Genomic DNA, 24,604 nt, shown 5'->3' with positions numbered 1-24,604 from the left:
TGTAGGGGACATTTTTAACCTTACAAAATTGTAATGTTCCTGTAAGGAGAATGAATGGATGGTATGATATCCCAATGTTATAGTAACAAAGTACTTTTGTTCAGTAGGTTAAATTTTTATATCTTTACTTATGCGTCTTACATAACTGTCATGTTTGTGTAAGAAACATCGATAGTGGCAAGAGTAGAGAGTGTATATAGTTGAAAATAGAGAATAGAAGAAATGAGGGATGTCGAGATGAAAACAGTGTTAGAAGCAAAAAATATTGAAAAAGTGTACGACACGGGTGGGAATAAATTTGCAGCGTTAAAAGGTATTAACTTACAAGTAAAAGAAGGTGAGTTCGTTGGAATTATGGGACCTTCTGGTTCTGGTAAGACGACTTTACTAAATGTTCTTTCTACAATTGATAATGCGACGAACGGTGAAATTTTAATTGATGGAAAAGATATTGTAAAGATGAATGATGATAAGTTAGCGTTATTCCGCCGTGATCATTTAGGTTTCATTTTCCAAGATTATAACTTATTAGATACGTTAACGGTGAAAGAGAATATCGCTTTACCACTTGCGTTATCAAAGGTGAAAGCGAGTGAGATTGATCGCCGCGTTCTTGAAATCTCAAAGAAATTCGGTATTGATCATATTTTAAGTCAGTTCCCATATCAAGTATCTGGTGGACAGAAGCAGCGCTGTGCAGCATCGCGTGCAATTGTTACGAATCCAAGTATGATTTTCGGAGACGAGCCAACTGGAGCACTTGATTCTAAATCTGCAACAGATTTACTTGAAAGTATGAAGTCGTTAAATGAATATGATAACTCAACAATTTTAATGGTAACGCACGATGCATTTGCAGCAAGTTATTGTAAACGAGTTATTTTCATTAAAGATGGTGAACTATATAAAGAATTACACCGCGGTGAATCGACGCGTAAACAGTTCTTCCAAAAAATTGTTGACGTAATGTCTTCTATTTCTGGAGGTATGGCTGATGACCTTATCTAGCATTGCCCTCCGCAACATACAGCGGAACTTTAAAGACTACTTTGTATATTTTGCATCTATGATTTTTAGTATCGTTATTTATTTTACATTTAAAGCACTGCAATATAATTCACAAATGGAAAAAGCAGCAGAAGCTTCAAAAAAAATTAGCGGAGCGTTCCAAGTTTCAAGTGTGATGCTTATCATCTTCGTAGCAGTGTTTATTATATATTCGAACGGATTCTTTACACGTAAACGTAAAAAAGAAGTTGGACTCTATTCCTTATTAGGTATTCGTAAAAGACAAATTGGTAAAATGCTCTTTTATGAAAATATGTTAATGGGATTAATGTCATTAGTAATTGGGATTGCGATCGGTAGTGTCCTTTCAAAATTATTCCTTGAGTTATTAGTAAATATGATGGGATTAAATTTAAACGTTCATTTTGAAGTACCGATGGCTGCCATTATTGATACAGCAATTATTTTCTTTGTAATTATTTTATATACATCACTTCAAGGATATCGTTTAATTTATCGCTTTAAGTTAATTGAACTTTTCCGTGCAGAACGTGAAGGAGAAGCAATGCCAAAAGGATCTGTCATTATGGCATTAATTTCAGTTTTCTTAATCGGTTCAGGTTATTTTTTAGCATTAATGTACATGAAAGCAGTTATGTATGCAGACTTTATGGTCGTTGCATTATATATTTTATTAGCGACAGTAGCAGGGACTTATTTACTGTTCATGTTCTTCACAGTATTTGTATTGAAACGTGCAAGAAATAATAAGTCAGCATTTTATAATGGTATGAATATGGTAACGACATCACAGTTACTATATCGTATTAAAGGAAATGCGAAATCACTGGCGACAATCGCTATTTTAAGTGCGGTAACATTAACAGCGGTTGGTACGTCAGTTACGATGTATTACAACACATTTACGCAATCAAAAGTTGCTGCGCCGTATAGTTATTCCTATGAGAAAAAAGATGCAGCATTAGATAAAAAAGTAAATGAAATACTTGCTGGAGAGAAGAATAATCACCCAGTCACATATGAATCAGAAGTTGAAATGATTCCTGTGAAGGGAACATTTAAAGGTGAAAGAGCTGATCAAGTTCTGAACACACACTATAATGTTACGAATCAGTACCAGCTTATTTCTCAATCAAGCTTTAATACACTTGTGAAACATTTAGATGTAGAACCTGTAAATTTAAGTGCGAATGAAGCTTTCGTATATGATAGCTTATATATTGAGAAACTTGATTTTGGTCCTCTTTATACAGGAAATACAGCTGTATTCCCTGTTGGAAACGAGTCAAAAGAATTAAAAATTAAAGGTGTAAATAATAGAAGCCTTACAAATTTAAATGAACTATTTGTAATCGTTCCTGATAAAACATATGAGCAAGTGAAACAAGTAAACGAAACGCGTACTGTAAAAAATATTGATGTAAGAGGTGAGCGAAATAGTAAAGAGTTAACAGCAAAATTAGCAAGCATTATGCCGGCTGGAGAATCAGAAGTTTTAAAACCATTTAACGATTTCTATACAGGATTCCAAATGGGGCTTGAAACAACAGGCTTAATGATGTTTATTGGGTTATTCTTAGGATTAGTATTCCTATTAGCAACAGGCTCAATCATTTACTTTAAACAATTAACAGAAGCAAGTGCTGACCGTGATCGCTACGTTGTTCTTCATAAAATTGGTGTAACGAAGCAAGAGATGAAGAGAGCTATCGCAAAACAAGTGAGCTTTATCTTTGCTATTCCGTTAGTAATTGGTATTTTACACAGCCTATTTGCACTAAAAGGTTTATCAAATATATTACCATTTGAAATTATGATTCCGCTTCTAATTAGTATCGGAGTATACGGCGCGATTTATATTGGATATTACTTCTTAACGGTTCGTTCTTATTATAAGATCGTGAGTGCGAAGTAATAAGGGACAGCTATCGCTAGAGGCGATAGCTGTTTTTTTATTCTTCATAAAATCTTAAGAAATCTCCTCAATTTTTGTTAAGAAATAATAGTTATACTTAGAAACAAGTTAAAAACTATTGAACGAATGAGGAGAGGTTTATATGCAACTCATAACATTCTTACATGAATTTATTAAACATCCGAAACATACTGGTGCAATTGCGCCAAGTTCAAAAATATTAGCAAAGAAAATGGTAGATGTAATTGATTTTAATAAAGCGAAATGCATTGTAGAGTTAGGTCCTGGTACAGGAGTCTTTACGAAAGAAATTATGAAGAGAAAGAAGAAGGAAACAATATTTCTTCTTATTGAAATTAATGAAGTGTTTTGCAAGGAACTAAAGAGAAAATTTAAAGATGAGCAGAACGTCATTGTTGTACACGGTTCAGCCGAAAATATAAAAAAGTATATAGAAGATCTCAATATAGAATGCGTGGATTACGTTTTATCGGGATTACCTTTTACCTCTTTACCAGAAGAAGTTTCAAAGCGTATTTTAAACAATGTAATGGAAGGGATACATGAGAATGGTGAATTTATTACATTTCAATATTCACTTGTGAAAAAAGGATTTATACAGCACTTCTTTCCTGAAATTACGCTAGAGAAAGTGTGGCTCAATTTCCCACCAGCGTATGTCTTTAGCTGTAAAAAAGAGCTAAGGAGAGCATATGCATAATGGAATTACATGAATTATTATCTTATATTGAACAATACGGTTATTGGGCATTATTTTTCTGTTTATGGTTAGGTATTATTGGTATGCCAATTCCAGACGAAATGATCGTAATGAGTGGTGGCTTTGTATCTTCACTAGGGATATTAAGTGTCATTCCTGCATTTTTATTAACATATTTAGGTGTTGTATCTGGGCTTTCTTTAGGTTATATATTAGGGAAAATATTTGGTACGAAAGTACTTGATAAGCTAATGAAAAAGAAAAAGGCGAAATATCTTTTGAAATCTCAACAAATGGTAGAGAAGTATGGTCATTATGCGTTAGTCACAAGTTACTTCATACCAGTTGTAAGACATATCGTACCGTATTTAGTTGGAATGAATAACATGCCATTTAAGACGTATGCTTTGTATTCTTATACGACAGGATTTGTTTGGACACTCGTTTACTTTGTGCTCGGTGCTTTATTTGGACAACACATTGAAAGTATTGTAGCGATTGCGATAGAATATGGCTTGTATTTTGGCGTGATTGTTTTTATTGTTACAGGTATTCTTTATTTATATAGACAAAAAAGAATCACACTGATGAGTAAATAGAAGTAAAGAAAGTTTCTTCCAGTATGAAGGACAAGATAGGATTATAAGTATAAAATTATCTTTATTTAATGGTGAAATATAGGTAAGTAGTTAAGGGAGGAAGAGCGTTGTGCTACTCATTTTTAGCCTTATCTTAATTGGAATTATGTGCAGTATGAAAATAGTATCTTTACACATGATAGAACGACAAAAGGTAGAGGAACGATATGTATATTGTCCAAAATGTGATACAAAAATTAGAAGAGGAAATTCAGCTCCTTTTTGTTCGAAATGTAATTTAATATTTTTAAGTAAACATTAATCCACCTAGTTCTCTTTCGTTTGTTTATTAGCTAAAATGGATTATGAATAACAATAGTATGTAAACGAAAATAAATATAAATGTACACATGGAGTGTTATATTTGGAGATTTTAATCATAGTAGGATGTCTAAACTGTATGGATGTTAACCTTTTTAGAGAAAGATATCCCAGCTAATTTAGTTTGGAAGATTGAAAGAATAGATTGAAAATAGATGAGAAGTGGAGTGCATATGATGGAGACACAAATCGTTATTGGAGTACCTGGTTTATGGAAAGATAGAACAGAATTAATACAAGAAGTTGTGAGTAAAAGTAACTATATATTAGCGGGAAATGTTATGCACCATAAGGAGAAAGAGATTGGCTTTGAAATTGATATATATGAACAAGGGATTGAGTATACGAATATTATTGAAGGATATCCCATTATTATGAAGTCTTTCGTAGAGATGGATTGAGAAGTTTTGAGGGTTTTATTACCTGATGACAGGGGGATTCTTCCTACTAGGCCAGAGTGTGATGAATGTTATAAGACTCAATTGGATAGTATTGAGGAAATTTGATAAAAAATAGCTTGAAACCATTCAAGCTATTTTTGAATTATTACATATGCTGTAAAGTAGGTTTTCGATTTGTAGTAATATCTGCTACTGAATAACGTTTCGTTTTATTAGTGCCAGTTAGCCCATTTCGTATTTAGCATATTTTTTTCTTCTTCTGAAATTATATTGTCTTTATACCAGGGTAAATGTTTACAGGTGAAATTATCAGCTACCCTTACGGCATTATAAAAACCGTTACTAATAAATTTTTTATTGTAAACAGCAAAAGTTGTATCAATTCCAGCGTTGAAAACTTTAGGGTTATTGTATTTAGTTATAGGAAAAAGCCAATACTGCATTTCCCATTCTGTTACTGTACATTTTTCATTTGACATGAGCTCTCTGTTGAAATTAGAAGTAGGTATAATGTCTAAAGCAAGGCCGGCTTTAAAGAGTGAAAGCTCGATTGTTAACTGCTTTAAATACTCTAAAAAGTTATCTGGCATTTTTTCATTAAAAGATAAATCAGGATCAGTTACAGCAAAAAAATCTGGAAGTAAATCGAAAATATAAGGAACGGCAAAAAAACGTGGTCCATAGTTGGCATTATTTTTCACTAAATTATATTTAGTTGATATTTGCTCATAAAAAGCAAGCAAAGCGGGAGCGGTTGAATTATTGTCCCAAATCCATATATCTTCACTTTTTATCTTTTTGTTTTCTAATTGTTTTAACATATTTTTCACATAAGTAAGGTTATTGAAGGCTATTACTATTATAGGAATGTTTGAATTATATTTTAAGTTTTCTATATTAGAGAGACTTAGTTCGTTCTTACATTCGAACACGATTTATAACACCTCCGAGCAAAAATAAAACACACTGCATTAGAAGCAACAATATTCCAATATATGCGTAAGTAAGAGAAATGGAATCGGTGTACGGCCTATATATGATGGAAGTAGGAAAAGCATTTTTGTTAAGATAGATTGAGTATACGAATAGTGATGAAAGAGGAATTTTTCTAGCTACATGAGAGCACGGTAAACGTTAGATAATATTAATGAAAAGGTGATACATGTGCAAAAAGAGATTTTAAGGTTATTAGATAAAAAGCAAAGTAACTATGAATTTCCTGCCTTTGATAATGAATATATGGATATTTCACAAGTGAAATTCTCTCTTTTCTTTAAAGATGCTAAGGATTGGCTAATGGTGTTTCAAATTGTGGGTGTAGGTTCATTAGGTGTATGTAATGATATTCAAGTATATGGCGATAGAATTACTCATTCAATGGGTGATGATTGCATTTTACAATTAAATAATGGCGATTATGAGTTGTTTGATGATGAAGGTGAATTTATACCGAATATTTATAACGGCAGTTTAAAAATTCGCGAGCATCATTTTGAATATGAATTTACAGAAGAGGATTATATAAATAATGGAATAGAAGTACAAACGACAGAGCATTATCCAACATACTTTATGCGTATGCTTGCTACTAATGAGGAAGCTCAAAAATTATTGTGGTGGGATAAAGGAGAAATTTTAGAAGAGTTCGGTTTAGAAGGCGACTGGGAAGTAGCGTATGAAACGGAAGAATGGAAACATGTTGAAGACGAAAAAGTAAGTGAAAATGAATTCTTCCAATCAGTAGCCGCTGCAATAGAGAAGAAAGATCCAAGTGTTATTGTGAATGAAAATGCTAATACGCATTGGAGAAATTGGGTAGAGTTTGATTGTGACTGAAAAGGATAGGAGAAAGAATGACAAATGAAAAGAAGAAGAAAATCCGGAGAAAAAGTACAAATGCATCGTTTTGCACTACCTCTATGCTACGGAAGTGAAGCACCATATTATTATTACGAGGTAGCGCCCCATGAAAGAGAGGAACGCTTCCATTTAACATCAGATCTTTGTGTAATGGATGGTGAACATTATTTTATTAGAGGATGTTTAGAGATTCCTATAATTGACTACCACGAAAATTTCATATGGACTGTGTGGGTATCACTTAGTAAAGAAAGTTATGATGAAGTATTAGAAAAGTGGGATGAGAGAGGCCGAGAAAATAGTGATCCTTATTTTGGTTGGTTATCTGTAGAAATACCAGTTTATCCAGAAACATTAAATTTAAAAACAAATGTACATATAAGAGAAGTTGGAATGGCACCGTATGTTGAATTAGAGCCAACCGAGCATCCTTTAGCGATCGAACAAAGAAATGGAATTACTTTAGAGAGAGTTAAAGAAATAGAGGAAATGATCCAACAATATAACTAGATTAGAAGAGAAAAAACGAGTGCTAGCACTCGTTTTTTTATTACACAACCGCAGGATTATAAATCATCGTAAAGTGTCCTGGTAATAATTCAATGTGACAAGGTGTATGAAGCGAGCTTTCTCCATCTGTATCTACTTCTTTTTCTTCTTTCGTTTCAATATGAATGGATTTCGCTTTTACGTGGAAGATGTCATTTTCATTTGAGTCTTCAAATAGTTTCTTTCCGATGTAATCTTTAAATGCTTGAATACCTGTTGATTTGACTACGAAAATATCAAGTGTTCCGTCATCACATTTTACGTTCGGAATAAAGGATGGAATACCACCAAGATATTCACCATTTCCAACCATGACAAGGACAGCTTCGTCTTCATATACTTGTCCGTCATAAGTAATTTTTACTGGGAATGTTTCAGCATTTTTTACAGTTCGAATTGTGCTTAAATAGTAACCGATTTTACCAAGCTTTGCTTTTTCTTCTGCATCGATATTGTTTGATACTTCAGATACGAGTCCAATGCCCCAGAAGTTTAAGAAATGTTGTTCATTTGCTTTTGCAACGTCAACTGGTTTTATATGTTCTTTTGTAATAAGTTTTGCCGCTTCTGCAATGTTTTGCGGAACACCAAGTGTGCGAGAGAAGTCGTTGCAAGTTCCGCCTGGAATGATTGCAAGTGTAGGTCTAGTTTCGAGAGGTGCTAAGCCATTTGTGCATTCAAATACTGTTCCATCACCACCAAAGACGATAATTAAATCTACTTTACTAGCAAACTCTTGGCAATATTTTGTTGCATCACCTTGTTTTTTCGTATGAAGGATATGTAGATCAGGAAAAGCTGCGGCAAGAGGTGGTACGATTTTCGTTAAATTTGTATGTAAGTCACCTTGACCAGCTTTCGGATTTACGATGAGGAGTACTTTTTCAAATTTTGTCTTTGTCATATTTCATCTCTCCCTGTAGTTTGTAATGGAAAGAAAGGAGCTGTTCCCATGTATTTTAGAACAGCTTCTCCCTATTAATTGGGTGCTAAGATTGTCAGTTATTGTCGGTAAGGCGATATATTTAAAAAATCGCCGATATACATTTTATGTACTATCGATTTTTTAAGTTATACGATTATTCCGTTACAACTGAAGCAATGAATGGTAAGTTACGATATTTTTCCGCACAGTCGATACCGTATCCAACGATGAATTCGTCTGGAATTTGGAAGCCAACATATTCAGCTGTTAAGTCTACTTTACGACGTTCTGGTTTATCAAGTAATGTACAGAACTTGAGTGCTTTTGGTTTATGCATAAAGAAGTGATCTTTTAGGAAATGAAGTGTTAAACCAGAATCGATAATATCTTCTACAACAATTACGTTTTTCCCAGTAATGTTTACGTCGATATCTTTTAGTAGTTTCACTTTTCCTGTTGTTTCTGTTTGATTTCCGTAGCTAGATGCAGAAATAAAGTCAATTGTTACATCATTTTTGATGTTACGAATTAAATCAGCAGCAAATACGAATGAACCTTTTAATACTGCGATAACTACGATTTCTTCTCCTTCAAAGTCACGTTCGATTTGAAGTGCTAATTCTTTAACTTTTGCTTGTAATTGTTCTTCAGAAATTAAAGTGTCTTTTATTTCAATATTCATTGTAATCCTCCTACAGTGTAAAACTTATGAACATTTCGACTGTAAAGGATAGAATAGAAAAAGTCAAAGGAGATAGTAATTTTTTACAAAGATAATGACAAAATCATCTGATGATATGATATACTAAGTGTATTAAGAAAACGCTTCCATGAAGGGTGAATATGATGAAGAAGAAACAGTACACAAGTGTAACATTTATAAAAGCATTACTTTTAACAATTGTTCTTGGCCTGTTGGCTTACGTAATTGATGTACCTGCGATTCGTATTTCATTAATTGGAATGACTTTAGTGTTAGGAGCAATTTCGCATGGTATGATGTCGCAGCTAAAAGAAGCTGGACTTGATGATATGAGAGATCATATAGATAAAAAGTGAGAAACCTTCATTATATAGAGTGAAGGTTTTTTTGTTTCTTACAAAAATGTAAGGTAGTTGTAAGGCAAATCGATAGTTGCATAAGAGCATTTTGGATAAACTATGGGTGTAAGGTAAAAGGCAAGCATATTTTAGGTAAATTAAGTTTTAGGCACTCTATATGTGAAAAAGGAGTAGGAGGGCATGGAGAAACGTTGGACGACCTTTTCTTTTTTAGCGACTAGTAACACCGTAATGCTAGATGGAAAAATGGATTTTTTGCACTTGTTTGATCGTGAAAATGATCATTCTTCTTCTAAATTTACAATGAAATGGAATAAATGGAGCGAGAGTTGTAAGATTGAAGAAGAGGCCTCTAACGAAGAGCAAAAGATTATTTTAACAAACCCTATTAAAGCGTGGGTTGTTCAACGTCGTAAGTGTAACGTCAAAAATCACTTCAAGAAAACTGAGCCGAGACAATTAGTTATCGCTCCGGCCCGTTCTACTTCCAAATCACGCGAAAGTAACATGTAAATAATTGAGACACACACCCGAAAAAAACATCGTACATATTGCGATGTTTTTTTCTTTTTCTACAATGAAATCTTTAAATGAAATATATTTCATCTGCATCTTATATTTATATCTCTTGCTTATTCTAGTAATACATCCGATGCGAGTAGATGTGAATAAAATATAAGGAGAGAGTGAAAATGAAAAAGAAACTATTACCAATTTGTGCAATGGCACTTTTAACAGTAGGATATTCTTCAGTAGCGAGTGCGGATACTGGAACAGTAACAAAGGAAGAAGAAGCGCAAGTACAACAGGATAAAGCTAAAAAAGAAGAAGCAATTAAGGAACAGCAAAAAAGTGAAATAGAGAAAAAGCAAGCAGCACAAGTACAAGAAAAAAATGATATGGCTAAAAAAGAGGAAACAATAAAAGCTGAGAAAAAAAGTGAAGAAGAGAAAAAGAGAATAGCGCAAGAACAGTTAAAAAACGATATGGCTAAAAAAGAAGCAGCGATAAAAGCCGAGCAAAAGAATGAAGTAGCTAAAAAAGAAGAAGCAAAGCCAGTTGTACAAGGTGAAAAATTACCAAATACAGCATCAAATAATGTAGCAATGATGGGATTAAGTGCATGTCTTGTAGCGGTAGGTACATTATTTGGTTTGAATCGTCGCAATAAGATTCAAGCGTAAATAAAATATTTTCCTATAAAGAATGGGATAATTTCATATATTAAAAATGGTAGGTTACTCCTACCATTTTTGGCATGGAGGAATGAAGAATGAAGTTACTCAATTATATCGGTATCATATTGATGGCTATAGGGCTATTCATGGGATCCTATTATGCTGTGGAATGGTATAAAGGAAGAAGCTCTGCCGGGCAATTAACGGCAGAAGAAATAAAGAGCCTTAAAAATATACAAGATACTCAACTTTCTCATGAAACACCTGTAACTTCTCAAGTGCCTTCTTCTCAAACAGAACATAAAGAAGGAGAAAAGGTAGCGATGTTAAACATACCGAAAATAAAGAAGAAGTTTTCTATATATTGGGGAGCAGATGATACGACTTTGAAAAAAGGAGTGGGTATGTTCGTTAGTGATTTAACGACAACTCCATCTGGAGGGGGACATACTGTACTGAGTGGACATCGAGATACTGTATTTACAGATTTAGAAGAGTTGAAAGAAAAGGATACCCTTGTTTTAGAGTATGATAATAAAACGTACACATATGAAATTCAAAAGACATGGATTACTCATGCGGATGATCGTACTGTTATTATAAAAAAAGAAGAACCGATATTAACACTGACAACTTGTTACCCATTTGATTATATAGGGGATGCACCAGATAGATATATTATAGAGGCGAAGTTAACTGGCAGTTATTCAAAGTGAAATTATAGTTTCTGAAAGCGAGAGGGGGATATATAAGTTATGTCAAAAAACATTTTAATTGTTGAAGATGAAGACATATTACGTGAAATATTAAAAGATTATTTTTTAAGTGAACAATATGTAGTGTTTGAAGCGAGGGACGGGAAAGAGGCTTTAGTTGTATTTGAAGAAGAAGAGGTTGATTTAGTTATTTTAGATATTATGTTGCCAGAACTCGATGGATGGTCTGTTTGCCGAAGGATTAGGAAGACGTCCGAGGTGCCTATTATTATGCTGACGGCGCGTGTAGATGAAGACGATACGTTACTTGGTTTTGAACTTGGAGCAGATGACTATGTGACGAAGCCGTATAGTCCTCCAATTTTATTAGCAAGAGCGAAACGATTATTAGAAAGTAGAAAAGCATCGAAGAAACCTTTAGAGAACGAAGATGATACGTTATCGATTCATGGCATCCATGTCCATTTTCCGTCGCGTACTGTTACTGTTGATGAGGCAGATGTTAGTTTAACGCATACGGAGTTTGAAATATTGGTGTATTTCATGAAAAATCAAGGAATCGTTTTAACGCGAGAGCAACTCATTTCAAGAATTTGGGGATATGAATTTGCTGGCGATGATCGAACGGTGAATAGCCATATTCGTAATTTAAGAAATAAATTAGGAGAGAAAGCAAAGTATATTACAACTGTAGTACGAACTGGTTATAAATTTGAGGGGAATGTATGAAGAAAGGAATTGTACTAAAATTATTTACTCTTACAACAGCATTATGTATGTTGATTTTAGCGACGATATTTATTGGACAAACGATATTTTTTAAACAATATTATGCGAATCGAAAAGTGGAAGATATTAAAGTGAATTTAAATTCTTTTGAGAAGAATTATTTAAATTATGCAGGAAATGCAGAAGAAATTCAGAAACTAGAGCAAGACTTTTTAAGAGAAAATAATACGTGGATTACGACATTAGATGAGAACGGGAATTTAAAACATGCAGATGATTTTTATTTTGAAGTAACGATAGATCGTAGGCAACAAAAGAGCTTTGGACAACAAATATTTAAAATTCCCTTAGGTAATCTCGTCAATATAGAGGAAATTGATAATAAATTATCAGAGCAGTTTTTAGGGCAAGAAATTTATTTTTCTGGAGTGAGAAAAGAAGATAGTTTTATTCCATTCTCTTTTTCTTTATCTAAGCAGAATTTAAGTGGATCTAATAAACCGTTAGAAAAAGCATTTAATGAGAAAATGAGCAAATTAAATGAGGAGAAAAAGAGAGCAGTTGAGGAACAACTTGTTAAGGAAAAGAAACCAGCTGTTCAGGAGCAAGCTGCTCAGGAATTAGGCGTTTACATAGGAGGACGTGTTACAAAAGTACAGTTACCAGATGTAAAAGGTCCTGTGAATCCAATTTATAAAAATGGCATCTTCTTAGATAGCATAAAAGAATTTCAAACTAATTTATTATTAAAAGAGAGCAAGCCCATACAATATACAACACAAACAATGGACTATGAAAAAAATGATATTAAATATAAATTATTAATCAAGCCAATAGAAAAAGACGGATCAGTAACATATATTTATGCGATGGCTTCTTTACAGCCCGTAGATGAAGCTGTACAAATGGTGCAAGATTACTATATCTATATCATTGCATTTGTAGTTGTTCTTATTTTTTTAGCTTCGTTCTATTACTCAAAACAAATTGCCAAACCGTTATTAAAAATAAATGATACGACGAAGAAAATAGCACAATTAGATTTTACAGAAAAAATACCGATTACTTCAAAAGATGAAATTGGAGATTTATCGAAAAATATTAATGTGCTATCAAATAAACTCCATTCCCATATTGGACAGTTAGAAGAAGATATTGAAAAGGAAAGAAAGTTAGAAAGGACGCGAAAAGAATTCATTTCTGGTGTTTCACATGAATTAAAAACACCGCTAAGTATTATGAAAAGTTGTATTTCCATTTTAAAAGACGGGGTAGCTGAGCATAAAAAAGAGTATTATTTTCAAGCGATGGAGAGAGAAGTAGACAAAATGGATACTTTAATTTTGGATATGCTTGAGTTAGCTAAATTTGAATCTGGTACATATAAAATGAAAAAGGATTCGTTTTATATTGATACAGTAATTGAAGATATATGTGAACATCTATCTGTGGAAATAGAGAAAAAAGAACTTCATGTTCATAAAAATATATGTTCATTTGAAGTGATTGCAAATCAAGGCCGGATTGAACAAGTCATCGTGAATTTCATTACGAATGCCATACGTTATACACCAAATAAAGAAGATATTATTATTTCTACAATAGATGAGAAGGATCGTATAAAAGTGTGCATTGAAAATAAAGGTACTCACATTGAAGAAGAACAATTAGATAAAATTTGGGATCGTTTTTATCGAGTGGATACAGCTCGTCAGCGTTCACAAGGTGGGACGGGACTTGGGCTTGCTATTTCTAAAAATATTTTAGAATTACACGATGCTGAATATGGAGTGAAAAATACAGAAGACGGTGTATTATTTTACTTTTACTTACCGAAAAAAGCGTAGATAATGCATGCTACGCTTTTTTTAATTTATTTTCATATTATCTTTACCTAATCTTTATTTTTAAGCGATATAATCTGGTTAGAAAATGAGGTTATGTAAGGAGTCGATGAACCGTGCATAGCAATTGGCTAAGTATAATGGTATTTATTTTCTTTTGCGCATTTATTGTATTTTTAATTAATATTACGATATGAAAAAAGAGCGCTCATTAAGCGCCCTTTTTTTGTGTATTCATTTGATAAGCACTGATGCTTTTGAATAAGCGTGGGGAAGTGAGGAATAAAAATATAAGTAAAACTGTACATAAAATAAAAGAACCAAGCATTGTACTTCCATTTACGATTAATGAATATAACACAGCTGATTGACCTTTCGGCGCATATTGTCCCCAGAAAATAATACCGGCAATAAAGTGACAGAAATAGCGAGCAAAGCTACCGACAAATGTAGCAAGGATAATGTAAACAAGGATTTTCTTACCATGGTTTTGTTTTGCTGAAGGTTTTTCATTGCGACTACCTAAACTTGAATGTTCTTCACTATTTTCATTAGACGTTAAAAGTGCTTTTTGAATTGGACGATAGAATAAGCCAGCAAATCCGATAAAAGCAAAGGCAATGAAGTACTCAATGAATGCTTGAACAGGTGTTAAAATATAAGCATCCCCCACGACTATTTGTAATAGTCCCCAAACTAAACCACCTAAGAAAGCTGATTTAAAGCCCCAGCGGTAAGCAATAATAAAAATAGGAATCATAGCGAATGAGATAGAACCGCCTGTTGGAAGTTTAAGTGATAATGGTAAAATATCGATAATCATGGCGAAGGCTGCAAGAATAGCAGATTCGATCATCGCTTGTAAATTAGTGTTACGCATGTTGTCTCCCCCTAAATCCAAGTTGTACAAAAAAGAATAGATATCATAGGAGGATACGAAATACGTAAATAAAAATGAGGTATGTATTTCGGACGTTTGCACAATCCCTGCGTTAGCATTAACTAACAGGTTCGAAGGGTCGGAACGAAGTGTTCCCTCTCAGCGGCATGGCTCCCCCAGTGATAACGAGATTCTTTATTTGCTATTGTTTATTGTAAGCGAAATGGATGAGAATGGCAAACGAATACAGTATGACAATAATTGAAATAGAATTGTAGCGAAATGTTAATAAATATGAAGCAAAAGGGTATAGTACAAGAGAAATTGGGTGTGGTATAATTTTTTTGAAAATAATTATCATTCTCTTCTGAGGGGGAAGGTTATGAGTTTAGTAGATATTAAAATTGGAGAGAAAGTGTTAGTAAAAAGTATTCAGTCTTTAGATCAGCTATTAAAGCGTAGACTAGCTGCTTTCGGTCTTGCTGAAGGAAGCGAACTTCGCCTGAAACAGAAAGCGATGTTCAAAGGTCCTTGTACATTGGAGTGTCGTGGACAGTTAATTAGTATTCGTCATTGTGACGCGAAAATGATAAAGGTGGAATTAGCGTGAATAAGGTAGCTTTGCTAGGGAATCCGAATACAGGGAAGACATCATTATTTAATGCACTTACTGGTTCTTATGAGTATGTAGGAAACTGGAGCGGTGTAACAGTAGAAAAGAAGGTTGGTAAATTAAAAGATAGACAAGGAACATTAATTGATTTACCAGGTGTTTATGATTTAAATCCAGTTTCACGTGATGAAGGTGTTGTAACAAACTTTCTATTAACAGAAGAATTTAATCATATGTTAAATATCGTAGATTCCTCGCAGTTTGAAAGAAATATGCATTTAACGTTGCAATTACTTGAATTTGGTAAGCCAGTCTCAATTGGTTTAAACATGGTTGATGTGGCGAAGCAAAGAGGAATTGTCATTAATGTAAAACGATTATCAGAACTATTAGGTGTAACAGTCGTTCCTGTTGTTGCAAGAAGTGGAAAAGGCTGTGAAGAACTGCTTACGACTCTTAAAGAAAATGACAAAAAAGAGAAAAAGCCATTCCTTATTTCATATGGTGTACAAATGGATGAAGGAATTGGAGAAGTAATTGCTCTTTTAGAGACAGCGAATTACGAGCATCCGAGATGGTTAGCACTTCAATTTTTAAGCAATAACGAAGTAGTAGAAAAAGAAATGAAAGCATTACCAATTTATAAGGAACTCATAGCCATTCGATCTCGCTTAGAAGGAAAACTTGATTGTACGTTAGAAGAGCACATTTACAAAACTCGTGAAGCGTATATTGAAAAGTTAAAAACAAATGTTATGAAGCATGAGAAAGAAGGAAAAATTCCTTTTTCAGAAAAAATTGATAGATTAATTACACATAAAATTTTAGGACTTCCAATCTTTTTAGCAGTTATGTTTTTTATTTTTCAGGTTACGTTTACGTGGATTGGTACACCTTTATCTGATATGTTAGATGAGTTTTTTGGTGGCCAGCTTACGGATTGGGTGACGGCTGGACTTACAAGTATTGGAGCTTCTCATTTTATTCAAGCACTCGTTACAGAAGGTATTATTGCCGGTGTTGGTGCTGTATTAGTATTCGTACCACAAATCTTTGCACTATTCTTTTTCATTTCATTATTAGAAGACTCAGGGTATATGGCGCGAATTGCAGTTGTTATGGATAGAATTATGGAGTTTTTCGGCTTAAACGGAAAAGCTTTTATTCCGATGATTATCGGTTTTGGATGTAACGTTCCAGGTATTATGGCTGCGAGAACGATTGAACAGGAGAAAGAACGTTTACTTACCATTTTAGTAACACCATTTATGTCTTGTTCAGCACGATTACCTGTATATGCATTATTTGCGGGCGTATTCTTCCCGCATAGTCAGGCGACTGTTGTATTTTCTTTATATGTTGCAGGGATTGTTCTTGCGTTATTAGTTACAAAAATTATGTCTCTTACGATTTTGAAAGCGGAAAAGTCTATTTTCGTAATTGAATTACCGCCTTACCGTGTGCCACAAGCGAAAACATTATGGCTGAGCACGTGGGAGAAAGGAAAAGGATTTGTTCGTAAAGCTGGTACATTCATCTTTGGTGGTTCGGTTGTCATTTGGTTATTAAACTATGCAGGTCCATCAGGATTTGGTGTTGATATGGGAGACAGTTACTTAGCGATGATTGGTGGATTTATCGCACCGCTATTTGCACCGCTCGGCTTTGGAACGTGGCAAGCTGCAGCATCCCTTTTAACAGGATTTTTAGCGAAGGAAGTTGTCGTTTCAACAATGGCAATTATTTATGCAGTTAAAGAAGATGTGCTTGGAAACGTAATGGGAGCACATTATACAGCATTATCAGCTTATGCATTTATGTTCTTTATTTTATTATACGTTCCATGTTTAGCGACGGTGGCTGTTATTAAACGTGAAACAGGATCAGCGAAATGGACGATTTTCTCAGTCGTTTACCCGCTTGTTGTTGCTTATGTATTAACGCTTATTATATACCAAGTTGGATCTTTACTAGGATTCTAAAAGGAGATGTATAATGATGGTCAATATTATAATTGGAGCTATCATTTTTGGTTATGCAGCATACACGTTAGTTAATTTTGTAAAGAGAAGTAAAAAAGGAAAATGCGCAGCATGTTCTTTAAATAAGTCATGTCAGTCGAAAACTTGTAGTCCAGATATGGAACAAGTTGCTCATAATAAATAGAAAAAAGCTTTGCGAATGTCGCAAAGCTTTTTTGTTTTACTTTTTAATTTTTACAAGTTGAGAAGCTTCGACGCCGTTGTAACCAGGGAATTCTTTACTTGGGTCTTTATCAAATTTTAATACACCTACAGATTTTTCATCACCTTTTACATTGTTGTAAGTTGCGTCATCGACAATCGCATACATATCTGTATATGCACGGCCACTTCCGATAATTGTGTTGCCTTCATATTTTAATTTCGCTCCATCAAGTGTAGCATTTTCTACTTTTTCTTTTGCAAATAATACACCTTGTTCTGTTGTTACAGCTGGTAATTTATCAAGTGGTTTCGTGTTGTCTTTTTCATCAACTTTGCTAAGTAACTCTTTTTTCACTAGTTCCTCACCAGTTTTCTTATCCATTACAAGAACTTTTTTACCATCTAATGTTGTCATTTTCATTTTATAGAAGTCTTTTTCTTTCACTTCTTTTTTGTTTTTATCTGTAATTTGCTGAACTTGTTCTTCTGAGCCGTACAGTACAAAACCGTTCGCTTTCTCTCCTAATAAAGAACAACCTGATAATGCTCCAAGTGAAATTGCTGCTGCTAATCCGATTCCTACTAATTTTTTCATGATGATTTCTCCTTTTATATGTTTTATATTAAATACAATTTTTGTATTATTGCTTACAAGTGAAGAAGCTTGTTTGTTGCTTCTGGTATTAGTGTATAAGAAATATCAGAATGCAACTATCGAGTTAGCTTACAGTAACATTACACTTATGTAATTTAGTGAAATTGCACAAAAGTAAGTTAATTTCAAAGAGGGATAATGAGAATATATTAGAAATACAATATTGTATATAGAATGTCATATTATAATGGATGTATTTTGGAAATAACATGTAAGGACATATTAGTTTTGTTATAATAAACACATAGGCTGTAAAAATGAATATTCTTTACTGTAAAGGGAGATTTTTCAGTTTTCCAAGTAGTGAATTTGAAATATGAGGTATATCATAGGAGGAATTTAGATGTCTGTATTCAAACGATTAAGAGATTTAACAATGTCGAATGTATATTCATTAATTGAAAAAGCGGAAGATCCAGTTAAGATGACTGATCAATATTTACGCGATATGCAAGCGGATGTACAAGAAGCTGAGAAAAGTGTAGCAGCTCAAATCGCGCTTGAGAAGAAATTCAAAATATTATTTGAAGAGCAAGAAGCACTTGTGAAAAAACGTGAAGAGCAGGCTCATATGGCTGTTCAAGCTAATAACTTAGATCTTGCGCGCCGTGCACTAGAAGAAAAACAAAATGCGGAGCAAAAGATGAATGAGTATAAAGCAAGCTATGAGCAAAATAAAGCTGCTGCTGATAACCTGCGCCTAAAGCTAGAAGAAATGCGTAAGCAATTAAATGAGCTGAAAAATAAACGTGAGACACTTGTAGCGCGTGTAAATGCGGCGAAAGCACAAAAGAATATTAATCAGGCGATGTCTGGATTTGATTCAAACTCAGCAAAAGCTGGTTTAAGCCGTATGGAAGAGAAAGCTCTTCAATTAGAGGCTGAAGCAGAAGCAAGCGGTGAAGTTTATAAGAAAGAAAAATCATTAGATGATGAATTCGCAAGCTTAAACAAAAATTCTGCTGTTGACGATGAATTAGCTCGTATTATGAAGCAGTATGAGAAATAATATAGAATAAAGACAAATGAACCGACATGTCTAAATATATTCATGTCGGTTTTCTATTATATTTAGAGGAGGTTTTGCAATGACATGGATGAATGTAGTTGCCATGCTTGTATGGACTGGAGCGAGTGCAGTACTTTTATTTGCAATTATGTGGGTTGATTCAATTTTTACAAAATACAATGATTTAAAAGAAATTAAAAATGGAAATACAGCTGTAACAACTCGTTTTATTATGAAATTATTTGCACAAGGGTACATTTTATCCCAATCAATTACGAAAGCAAATGACTTATGGCAGGCACTTCTTGCTTCAGCAGTTTCTTTCGTTATTTTATTAGTGGTAGAAATGTTTATCGAATTTGTATTAAAGAAAATGTCTGGTCTTGATTTAGAAGAAGGTACGAAAGAAGGTAGCGTTGCACATGCGATGTTAGCCGGATCATTACATATTGTTGGTGCACTAATTTTAGGTGCTTGTTTATAAAGAGAAAAGGAGGGGTAGATCATGAGTTTATTTAAACGAATTAAAAATATAATGAAAAGCCCAGAGCCACCGAAGCCGGAAAAGAGTCTTTTAACGTTAGCTCCTGGCGATATGATTGAAGTGTCATTAGTTATGTATGAATTAATTGGGAAAACGAGTATGCATTCGCGTAAGGAAATTGTTTTGACATTGCAAGATGGAAAAGACATTCGTTATTTAAAAATTGAAGATCGTGAAAATACGTATTACAAATTATATACACCAATTGATGGTCGCTTAGATTCAATTGATGAAATTCCGACGACAATTGAAATGGATGATACCGAGTACCATATGGAAGAACAATATAACGGACGTGTTGTTGTTATGGGAAAAACTCCATTCTCAGCTTCAGAAGAACAGCACGTATGGGAATTCCAATCAGACAATCGAAAATTATTGCGTATTGAATGGCAAAATGGTCGCACAATGATGTATGAGGGAGAAGCAATCATTCCTGCTGATGTACAAATTATAAGAGCAACGTAAGGGGGCGTAATCATGTCAAACCGATTGTTTACCATGATTAAATCGTTTGTAATCCCTATACTTGCTATCGTTATATTACTTGTTGTTGCTGGTTATGCCTTATCAGGTTGTCAAGGCGGGCAGACAAAGTCGATTCAAGACCGTTATCCACTTGAATCTGTTGCCAAGGAAGGTAAACAAGAATCTTACGTGTATAGGGCCGCCAATCGGTCAGTTCCTGAAGTAGCGAAGGAACTCATTAACGAAAGAGAACCGAAGCAAGCATCTAAAGAAGACGAAAATCAAATGTTCCTCGTTTATTCTGATAAGATTTATAACCTGCAAAAGGATAAAGAGAAACCATCTGATACGTTAATTGAAATAAGTAATAAAGAATTTGTCCGTCAAAATTACCAACCGTCCTTCTTGCAAGGATATATTATGGGTAGCATATTAAACGATATATTCGGTTCAAAAAGATCATCATCCGGTGATTACCGAGGATATAATGACAGACAAAATCATCAACCAGTTATTCCAGAAAGACCACCTACGAAAGAAGAAAAGAAAACCCCACCTCCAATTACGAAGGAAGGGAAAGGATCTATCATTAAGCGAGGCGATAATGTAGATTCGAAACCATCAGTAGGTGATAAGGGAAGTATTACTGAAAAAGGAAGTAATACGACGCCCCCACCTTCTACTGGAAGCAAGGGGAAAATTACGAAAACACCAGGCGGTTCAAGCGGATCAGATGTGAAGCCAAAATCATCTATTAAAACGCCGCCAAGGAATACATCTCCTCCGAAAACGAGGGTCGGTGGTTCAGGAAAGATTACGAAGAGAAGATAGTGTAGAGACCGAAAAGTGTAAATTGCTTTTTGGTCTTTTTTTGTTATGGGAATTAATCCCTTTCAGTTGGTACGATTTAGGCATAAGGGGGGAAGTAAAAATATATCAGCGATTATTGGAATATATCGACCACAACTCAAAATATATCAGCGATTATTGGAATATATCGACCACAACTCAAAATATATCAGCGATTATTGAAATATATCGACTTACCGACAAAAACTGACAACGATAGCAACTTAATAATAAAAAGAGGGTGTGCTAAAATTTTGGCACACCCTCTTTTATATAACGATTAATGAATATCACGTTTCTTGAAATTACCGCCTTTTACTTCTGCTACGTCATAAACTGTAATAAAGGCGTGTGGATCGATTTCATTAATAAGTTCTTTCATTTTACTTTCTTCTAAACGGTTAATTACACATGAAATTTCTTTGAATTTCTCTCTTGAATAACCACCGTATACTTCGTTATATGTTGCACTTCGGCCTAAACGATCGCGAATTGTTTCTACCATTAATTCAGGCTCTTTTGTAATAATTTTAAATGCTTTTGAACCACTTAAACCAACTTCAACGATATGAATCACTTTCGAAGCGATAAAGTAAGCAATTGCCGAAAGGATAGCTCCTTGAAGACCGAATACCGTTGATACGAAAATAAATACGAACATGTTTAAGAATAAAATAAGGTCACTCGTTCCAAATGGTAACTTACGAGAAAGCAATACAGCAAGCATATCGATTCCATCTAATGCCCCACCGTTACGTAATGCTAGTCCCATACCAAAACCGATGATAATACCACCAACAACTGTAACTAATAATGTATCGCCTTCAATAATAGCTGGTATTCCGTGCATGACAACGGTACCTACTGCTAATGAAGCAATTCCGATAATAGAATAAATCGCAAAGCTTTTACCGATTTGCTTATACCCTAACCAAACGAAAGGAATGTTAATAACTGCGATTAGAGCTCCTAATGGCAATCCAAATAATCTTGAACTAACGATACTTAAACCAGTCACACCACCGTCTGATACGTTATTTGGAATTAATACTGCTTCTAATCCGTACGCTGTGATAAATGCCCCAATAATAATCATCAAAGCTTTTGAAGCAATTTTTAGCTTATTGGGCTTGTTTTTGATAATTTTCTCCATATAATTTCCTCGTTTCAAACTAGTTTCTTATTTGTTACGTAATTCACACCTAAATTTTATTTTAACATTTAATTTGAAAAAATTCTCCTTTAATGGATGTATGCAGGGAATATTATCACCATATTATCTTTAAAATATTTTTGAAATCAGTATAAGAAATCCCATCCTTTCAAAGGATGGGATGCTATTAAGAAAATATAAAACTAAGTACTGATACGAATAAAGCGAAACCTAAAATAGTTCCACATATTTTCATATGGCGCTTACGTCCCATTACGACAATCGCAACATATTCGCGAATCATTGCGTTAGGCCAGTAATAAAATGCAGTTTTTGACCCGATTCCTTGGCTATTAAGACCAGCTTGTCTAGCGTATATGCCAGCGCGGAAAAGGTGGAAATTATTTGTGGTAAAAATACTTTTATATTTACCTTCAGGTTTTAAAGAATCCATAATTTCTTTAGAGAACAACATATTTTGATATGTGTTTACAGAGCGATTTTCTTGCACCGTATGTTCAAGAGGAATTCCTTTTTCAACAGCATAATTTTGCATTGCTTCTGCCTCTGGAAGACCTTCATCTGGACCTTGACCACCAGAGAAAATAATTGTTGGTGGTGTATTTACAGCTGCTTGTTTCCAATAGAAGTCGATAGCTTTATTAATGCGGCTTGCAAGTAATGGTGGTACTTTATCATTAATTAAGCCGCTACCAAGAACGATAATGAAATCTTGATTACGTCTTGGTCTGTTGAATTGGTATAAAAAATATGCGCTTAAGAAGTTAGATAAGTGTATAAAGAAATAGAAGCTTATAAGAGAAATAGCTGCAAAAATAGGCTCTAAATGCGATGAGACCAAACTTGCTGGGTTTATAATAGGGAGTAACATAAAGAATAACATCCCTAAAGCAGCAAGGAGTGTTAAACAGTTAGTGAACCGTCTTCCTTCTCGCTTCATTAAAATTCTAGCATTAAGAAATAGCCCAAACATTAAAGCAACAATACCGAAAGGAAGCATAATAAGAAGTGCTAAAATAGGTAAAATTATAATATAGCGTAGGACATCACTACTTGAATTTACAGATATAATCACACAAAAAAGAAGGAAAAAACAGACAAAGGAATTAAATAAAAAGCCGTTTATTATTTTTCGCGGATCTTTTAAATATGAGATAAGAAAAATAATAAATAATATAAGAGGAATAATTCCGAAATACATCATAAATATAGTACACCTCAATTTGTATAAGAATTTGACATACCTTTTATATTACATGATTTTATAAGTGAAAATGAAAGAAAAAGGATTTTGAATTTTCTCAATAAAATATATGGATACATATGTTACAATATATTCAAAGCGATATATTAAAAGTAAAATGGTTGAAAAGGCACTCAATAGAGTGCTTTTTCTTTTTGTATGCAATTGTGCATATTATATTTTTTTTCAAATGAAGAGGATTACAATATAATTTGTAGACAGACTTTATAAAGCAGAATTTAATACAAACATTTCCCTCTACTTTTTGTATCTAACAATCGTATAACAATAAATAATTCTGTTTTATAGTGTCTGTTTTTGAAAGGTGTCTTTTTTGAAGGCACCTTTTTTTATTAGTATAGATAGTTTTCACTGTTAGCATAGTGTAAACTATCTATACTAAACATTAGCAATCTTCCGTATAAATATTATCAATTTACTATATATTCCAGTGGTGTTAACCTACATATGAAAGGCTTTCTTTTTCAAAATATTACCCCTAATAAAATTTTGAAGAAGTCAACTGTCTCCAAACTTGTCTTTATGCTTAAAGAAAAAGCACTCAAATTGAGTGCTTTTTCTTATTGAAACATGCTATTTTTCTAGGCGATTTTCATAAAATAAAAGTAAAGAAATGAAAGTGGGTGACAAAATGCCGGCAGTTGTGGAAGGTGTTATTATTGAAAACTGCAATGGAACAATTAATGTAGGGGATAAATATAACGTACAGCCGATTGAAAAGACGAAAGCTTATAATGGATCGGGATCATCAAATACAGGAATGAAAGTACAAACGTTTAGCGGGATTAGTACGGCGGATGTAAGGGATAATGATGCGTATGATCAAGTTATTCAATCAACGTTATAATTTTAAAATGCAAAATTGCATAAAGTAACATGTTTGTTATATGTTACACTCTAGCTGTGAGCTGTTAATGATTCTTCTGTATTATAGTTGTTAGATTAGAAATATAACATCTTATCGAAAATCATACGTACAAAAAAAGACACTTCAAACTGAAGTGCACCCCAATTGTTAGACACATAATTAACAATTGGAGGTGCATTTTTTATGGCTAAATTTTCTTCAAAAGA

29 protein-coding genes and 1 riboswitch are annotated in these 24,604 nt (G+C 33.7%); of the genes, 22 read left to right on the top strand and 7 right to left on the bottom strand.

What is annotated here, in order from left to right; genetic code table 11:
* Positions 1-237 precede the first annotated feature (237 nt).
* The 6 genes from ES895_RS25245 (at position 238) to ES895_RS25220 (ending at position 5,025) form a co-directional block, all read left to right on the top strand.
* Positions 238-1,008 (top strand): ABC transporter ATP-binding protein, encoded by a 771-nt coding sequence (locus tag ES895_RS25245; RefSeq protein WP_000859655.1) that lies wholly within the window; start codon positions 238-240, stop codon positions 1,006-1,008.
* Entirely contained in the window at positions 995-2,944 is a 1,950-nt protein-coding gene (locus ES895_RS25240) for an ABC transporter permease (protein WP_098219780.1), read from the top strand. Before ES895_RS25245 ends, ES895_RS25240 begins: the two co-directional genes overlap by 14 nt.
* A 142-nt stretch (positions 2,945-3,086) precedes the next feature.
* Positions 3,087-3,665 (top strand): class I SAM-dependent methyltransferase, encoded by a 579-nt coding sequence (locus ES895_RS25235; RefSeq protein ID WP_001176053.1) that lies wholly within the window; start codon positions 3,087-3,089, stop codon positions 3,663-3,665.
* Positions 3,665-4,264: a DedA family protein gene (locus ES895_RS25230; RefSeq protein ID WP_000418920.1), complete on the top strand. Its 600-nt coding sequence runs from the start codon at positions 3,665-3,667 to the stop codon at positions 4,262-4,264. The genes ES895_RS25235 and ES895_RS25230 overlap by 1 nt, the downstream gene beginning before the upstream one ends.
* Positions 4,265-4,373: 109 nt before the next feature.
* On the top strand, positions 4,374-4,565 hold the full coding sequence (locus tag ES895_RS25225; protein WP_097813958.1) for a hypothetical protein: 192 nt from the start codon (positions 4,374-4,376) through the stop codon (positions 4,563-4,565).
* 232 nt (positions 4,566-4,797) lie between these two features.
* A complete protein-coding gene (locus ES895_RS25220; protein WP_000970755.1) occupies positions 4,798-5,025 on the top strand; it encodes a hypothetical protein in 228 nt (75 codons plus the stop codon).
* Between the two features lie 212 nt (positions 5,026-5,237).
* Here ES895_RS25220 and ES895_RS25215 read toward each other — a convergent pair whose 3' ends face one another.
* Positions 5,238-5,957: a glycosyltransferase family protein gene (locus ES895_RS25215; RefSeq protein WP_000461059.1), complete on the bottom strand. Its 720-nt coding sequence runs from the start codon at positions 5,955-5,957 to the stop codon at positions 5,238-5,240.
* A 232-nt stretch (positions 5,958-6,189) separates the two neighbouring features.
* Between ES895_RS25215 and ES895_RS25210 the strand changes: the two genes are divergently transcribed.
* Together ES895_RS25210 and ES895_RS25205 are read left to right on the top strand one after the other, a co-directional pair.
* Complete coding sequence (locus tag ES895_RS25210; RefSeq protein ID WP_001168352.1) at positions 6,190-6,861, top strand: DUF7003 family protein; 672 nt, start codon at positions 6,190-6,192, stop codon at positions 6,859-6,861.
* A gap of 24 nt (positions 6,862-6,885) precedes the next feature.
* The gene (locus ES895_RS25205; RefSeq protein ID WP_000830212.1) at positions 6,886-7,395 is read left to right on the top strand and encodes a DUF2199 domain-containing protein; all 510 of its coding nucleotides are present in this window, start codon (positions 6,886-6,888) and stop codon (positions 7,393-7,395) included.
* Between the two features lie 40 nt (positions 7,396-7,435).
* Here the strand turns inward: ES895_RS25205 and ES895_RS25200 are convergent, their stop codons facing one another.
* Positions 7,436-8,338: a diacylglycerol/lipid kinase family protein gene (locus ES895_RS25200; RefSeq protein WP_000167895.1), complete on the bottom strand. Its 903-nt coding sequence runs from the start codon at positions 8,336-8,338 to the stop codon at positions 7,436-7,438.
* Positions 8,339-8,513: 175 nt separating this feature from the next.
* Positions 8,514-9,041: a hypoxanthine phosphoribosyltransferase gene (hpt, locus tag ES895_RS25195; protein WP_001019298.1), complete on the bottom strand. Its 528-nt coding sequence runs from the start codon at positions 9,039-9,041 to the stop codon at positions 8,514-8,516.
* 161 nt (positions 9,042-9,202) lie between these two features.
* Between hpt and ES895_RS25190 the strand changes: the two genes are divergently transcribed.
* From ES895_RS25190 to ES895_RS25165, 6 genes are all read left to right on the top strand, one after another.
* Positions 9,203-9,418, top strand: coding sequence for a hypothetical protein (locus ES895_RS25190; RefSeq protein WP_002001286.1), 216 nt, complete (start codon positions 9,203-9,205; stop codon positions 9,416-9,418).
* 183 nt (positions 9,419-9,601) lie between these two features.
* Positions 9,602-9,934: a hypothetical protein gene (locus ES895_RS25185; protein WP_135238733.1), complete on the top strand. Its 333-nt coding sequence runs from the start codon at positions 9,602-9,604 to the stop codon at positions 9,932-9,934.
* A gap of 179 nt (positions 9,935-10,113) precedes the next feature.
* A complete protein-coding gene (locus ES895_RS25180; protein WP_000728023.1) occupies positions 10,114-10,605 on the top strand; it encodes an LPXTG cell wall anchor domain-containing protein in 492 nt (163 codons plus the stop codon).
* 89 nt (positions 10,606-10,694) lie between these two features.
* The gene (locus ES895_RS25175) at positions 10,695-11,315 is read left to right on the top strand and encodes a class D sortase (protein ID WP_000771590.1); all 621 of its coding nucleotides are present in this window, start codon (positions 10,695-10,697) and stop codon (positions 11,313-11,315) included.
* A gap of 39 nt (positions 11,316-11,354) precedes the next feature.
* Entirely contained in the window at positions 11,355-12,044 is a 690-nt protein-coding gene (locus ES895_RS25170; protein ID WP_000041848.1) for a response regulator transcription factor, read from the top strand.
* Complete coding sequence (locus tag ES895_RS25165; protein WP_135238732.1) at positions 12,041-13,891, top strand: sensor histidine kinase; 1,851 nt, start codon at positions 12,041-12,043, stop codon at positions 13,889-13,891. Before ES895_RS25170 ends, ES895_RS25165 begins: the two co-directional genes overlap by 4 nt.
* A 208-nt stretch (positions 13,892-14,099) precedes the next feature.
* Here the strand turns inward: ES895_RS25165 and thiT are convergent, their stop codons facing one another.
* On the bottom strand, positions 14,100-14,768 hold the full coding sequence (gene thiT / locus ES895_RS25160; protein ID WP_001246585.1) for an energy-coupled thiamine transporter ThiT: 669 nt from the start codon (positions 14,766-14,768) through the stop codon (positions 14,100-14,102).
* 86 nt (positions 14,769-14,854) lie between these two features.
* Positions 14,855-14,956: riboswitch (TPP riboswitch) on the bottom strand.
* A gap of 194 nt (positions 14,957-15,150) precedes the next feature.
* Here thiT and ES895_RS25155 point away from each other — a divergent pair.
* From ES895_RS25155 to ES895_RS25145, 3 genes are read left to right on the top strand one after another with little or no spacing between them, the layout of a single operon-like run.
* Positions 15,151-15,378 carry a FeoA family protein gene (locus ES895_RS25155; protein ID WP_000060512.1) on the top strand — a complete coding sequence of 76 codons (228 nt, stop codon included), beginning with the start codon at positions 15,151-15,153 and terminating at the stop codon, positions 15,376-15,378.
* Positions 15,375-17,363: a ferrous iron transport protein B gene (gene feoB, locus ES895_RS25150; RefSeq protein ID WP_070757021.1), complete on the top strand. Its 1,989-nt coding sequence runs from the start codon at positions 15,375-15,377 to the stop codon at positions 17,361-17,363. The genes ES895_RS25155 and feoB overlap by 4 nt, the downstream gene beginning before the upstream one ends.
* A 13-nt stretch (positions 17,364-17,376) precedes the next feature.
* Positions 17,377-17,547, top strand: coding sequence for a FeoB-associated Cys-rich membrane protein (locus ES895_RS25145; protein WP_000989593.1), 171 nt, complete (start codon positions 17,377-17,379; stop codon positions 17,545-17,547).
* A 36-nt stretch (positions 17,548-17,583) separates the two neighbouring features.
* Here ES895_RS25145 and ES895_RS25140 read toward each other — a convergent pair whose 3' ends face one another.
* A complete protein-coding gene (locus tag ES895_RS25140) occupies positions 17,584-18,162 on the bottom strand; it encodes a lipoprotein BA_5634 family protein (protein ID WP_000737502.1) in 579 nt (192 codons plus the stop codon).
* 403 nt (positions 18,163-18,565) lie between these two features.
* On the opposite strand from ES895_RS25140, the gene ES895_RS25135 reads away from it, so the two are divergent.
* The 4 genes from ES895_RS25135 (at position 18,566) to ES895_RS25120 (ending at position 21,074) form a co-directional block, all read left to right on the top strand.
* Positions 18,566-19,231: a PspA/IM30 family protein gene (locus tag ES895_RS25135; protein ID WP_000110280.1), complete on the top strand. Its 666-nt coding sequence runs from the start codon at positions 18,566-18,568 to the stop codon at positions 19,229-19,231.
* Positions 19,232-19,310: 79 nt separating this feature from the next.
* Positions 19,311-19,715 carry a DUF350 domain-containing protein gene (locus ES895_RS25130; RefSeq protein WP_000220087.1) on the top strand — a complete coding sequence of 135 codons (405 nt, stop codon included), beginning with the start codon at positions 19,311-19,313 and terminating at the stop codon, positions 19,713-19,715.
* 21 nt (positions 19,716-19,736) lie between these two features.
* A complete protein-coding gene (locus ES895_RS25125; protein WP_000051744.1) occupies positions 19,737-20,243 on the top strand; it encodes a DUF4178 domain-containing protein in 507 nt (168 codons plus the stop codon).
* A 12-nt stretch (positions 20,244-20,255) separates the two neighbouring features.
* On the top strand, positions 20,256-21,074 hold the full coding sequence (locus ES895_RS25120; protein ID WP_000071185.1) for a DUF4247 domain-containing protein: 819 nt from the start codon (positions 20,256-20,258) through the stop codon (positions 21,072-21,074).
* Between the two features lie 298 nt (positions 21,075-21,372).
* On the opposite strand, the gene ES895_RS25115 is transcribed toward ES895_RS25120, so the two are convergent.
* Together ES895_RS25115 and ES895_RS25110 are read right to left on the bottom strand one after the other, a co-directional pair.
* The gene (locus tag ES895_RS25115) at positions 21,373-22,245 is read right to left on the bottom strand and encodes a YitT family protein (protein ID WP_000411244.1); all 873 of its coding nucleotides are present in this window, start codon (positions 22,243-22,245) and stop codon (positions 21,373-21,375) included.
* 187 nt (positions 22,246-22,432) lie between these two features.
* Positions 22,433-23,470, bottom strand: a complete 1,038-nt coding sequence (locus ES895_RS25110) for a YdcF family protein (RefSeq protein ID WP_000990102.1) — start codon at positions 23,468-23,470, stop codon at positions 22,433-22,435.
* Between the two features lie 673 nt (positions 23,471-24,143).
* Between ES895_RS25110 and ES895_RS25105 the strand changes: the two genes are divergently transcribed.
* On the top strand, positions 24,144-24,377 hold the full coding sequence (locus tag ES895_RS25105) for a spore germination protein (protein WP_002062565.1): 234 nt from the start codon (positions 24,144-24,146) through the stop codon (positions 24,375-24,377).
* The last annotated feature ends 227 nt before the right edge of the window (positions 24,378-24,604 follow it).

This window comes from Bacillus sp. 007/AIA-02/001, assembly GCF_004634455.1.
Lineage (GTDB): Bacteria > Bacillota > Bacilli > Bacillales > Bacillaceae_G > Bacillus_A > Bacillus_A cereus.
This window is presented reverse-complemented; position numbering and strand designations above follow the sequence as displayed.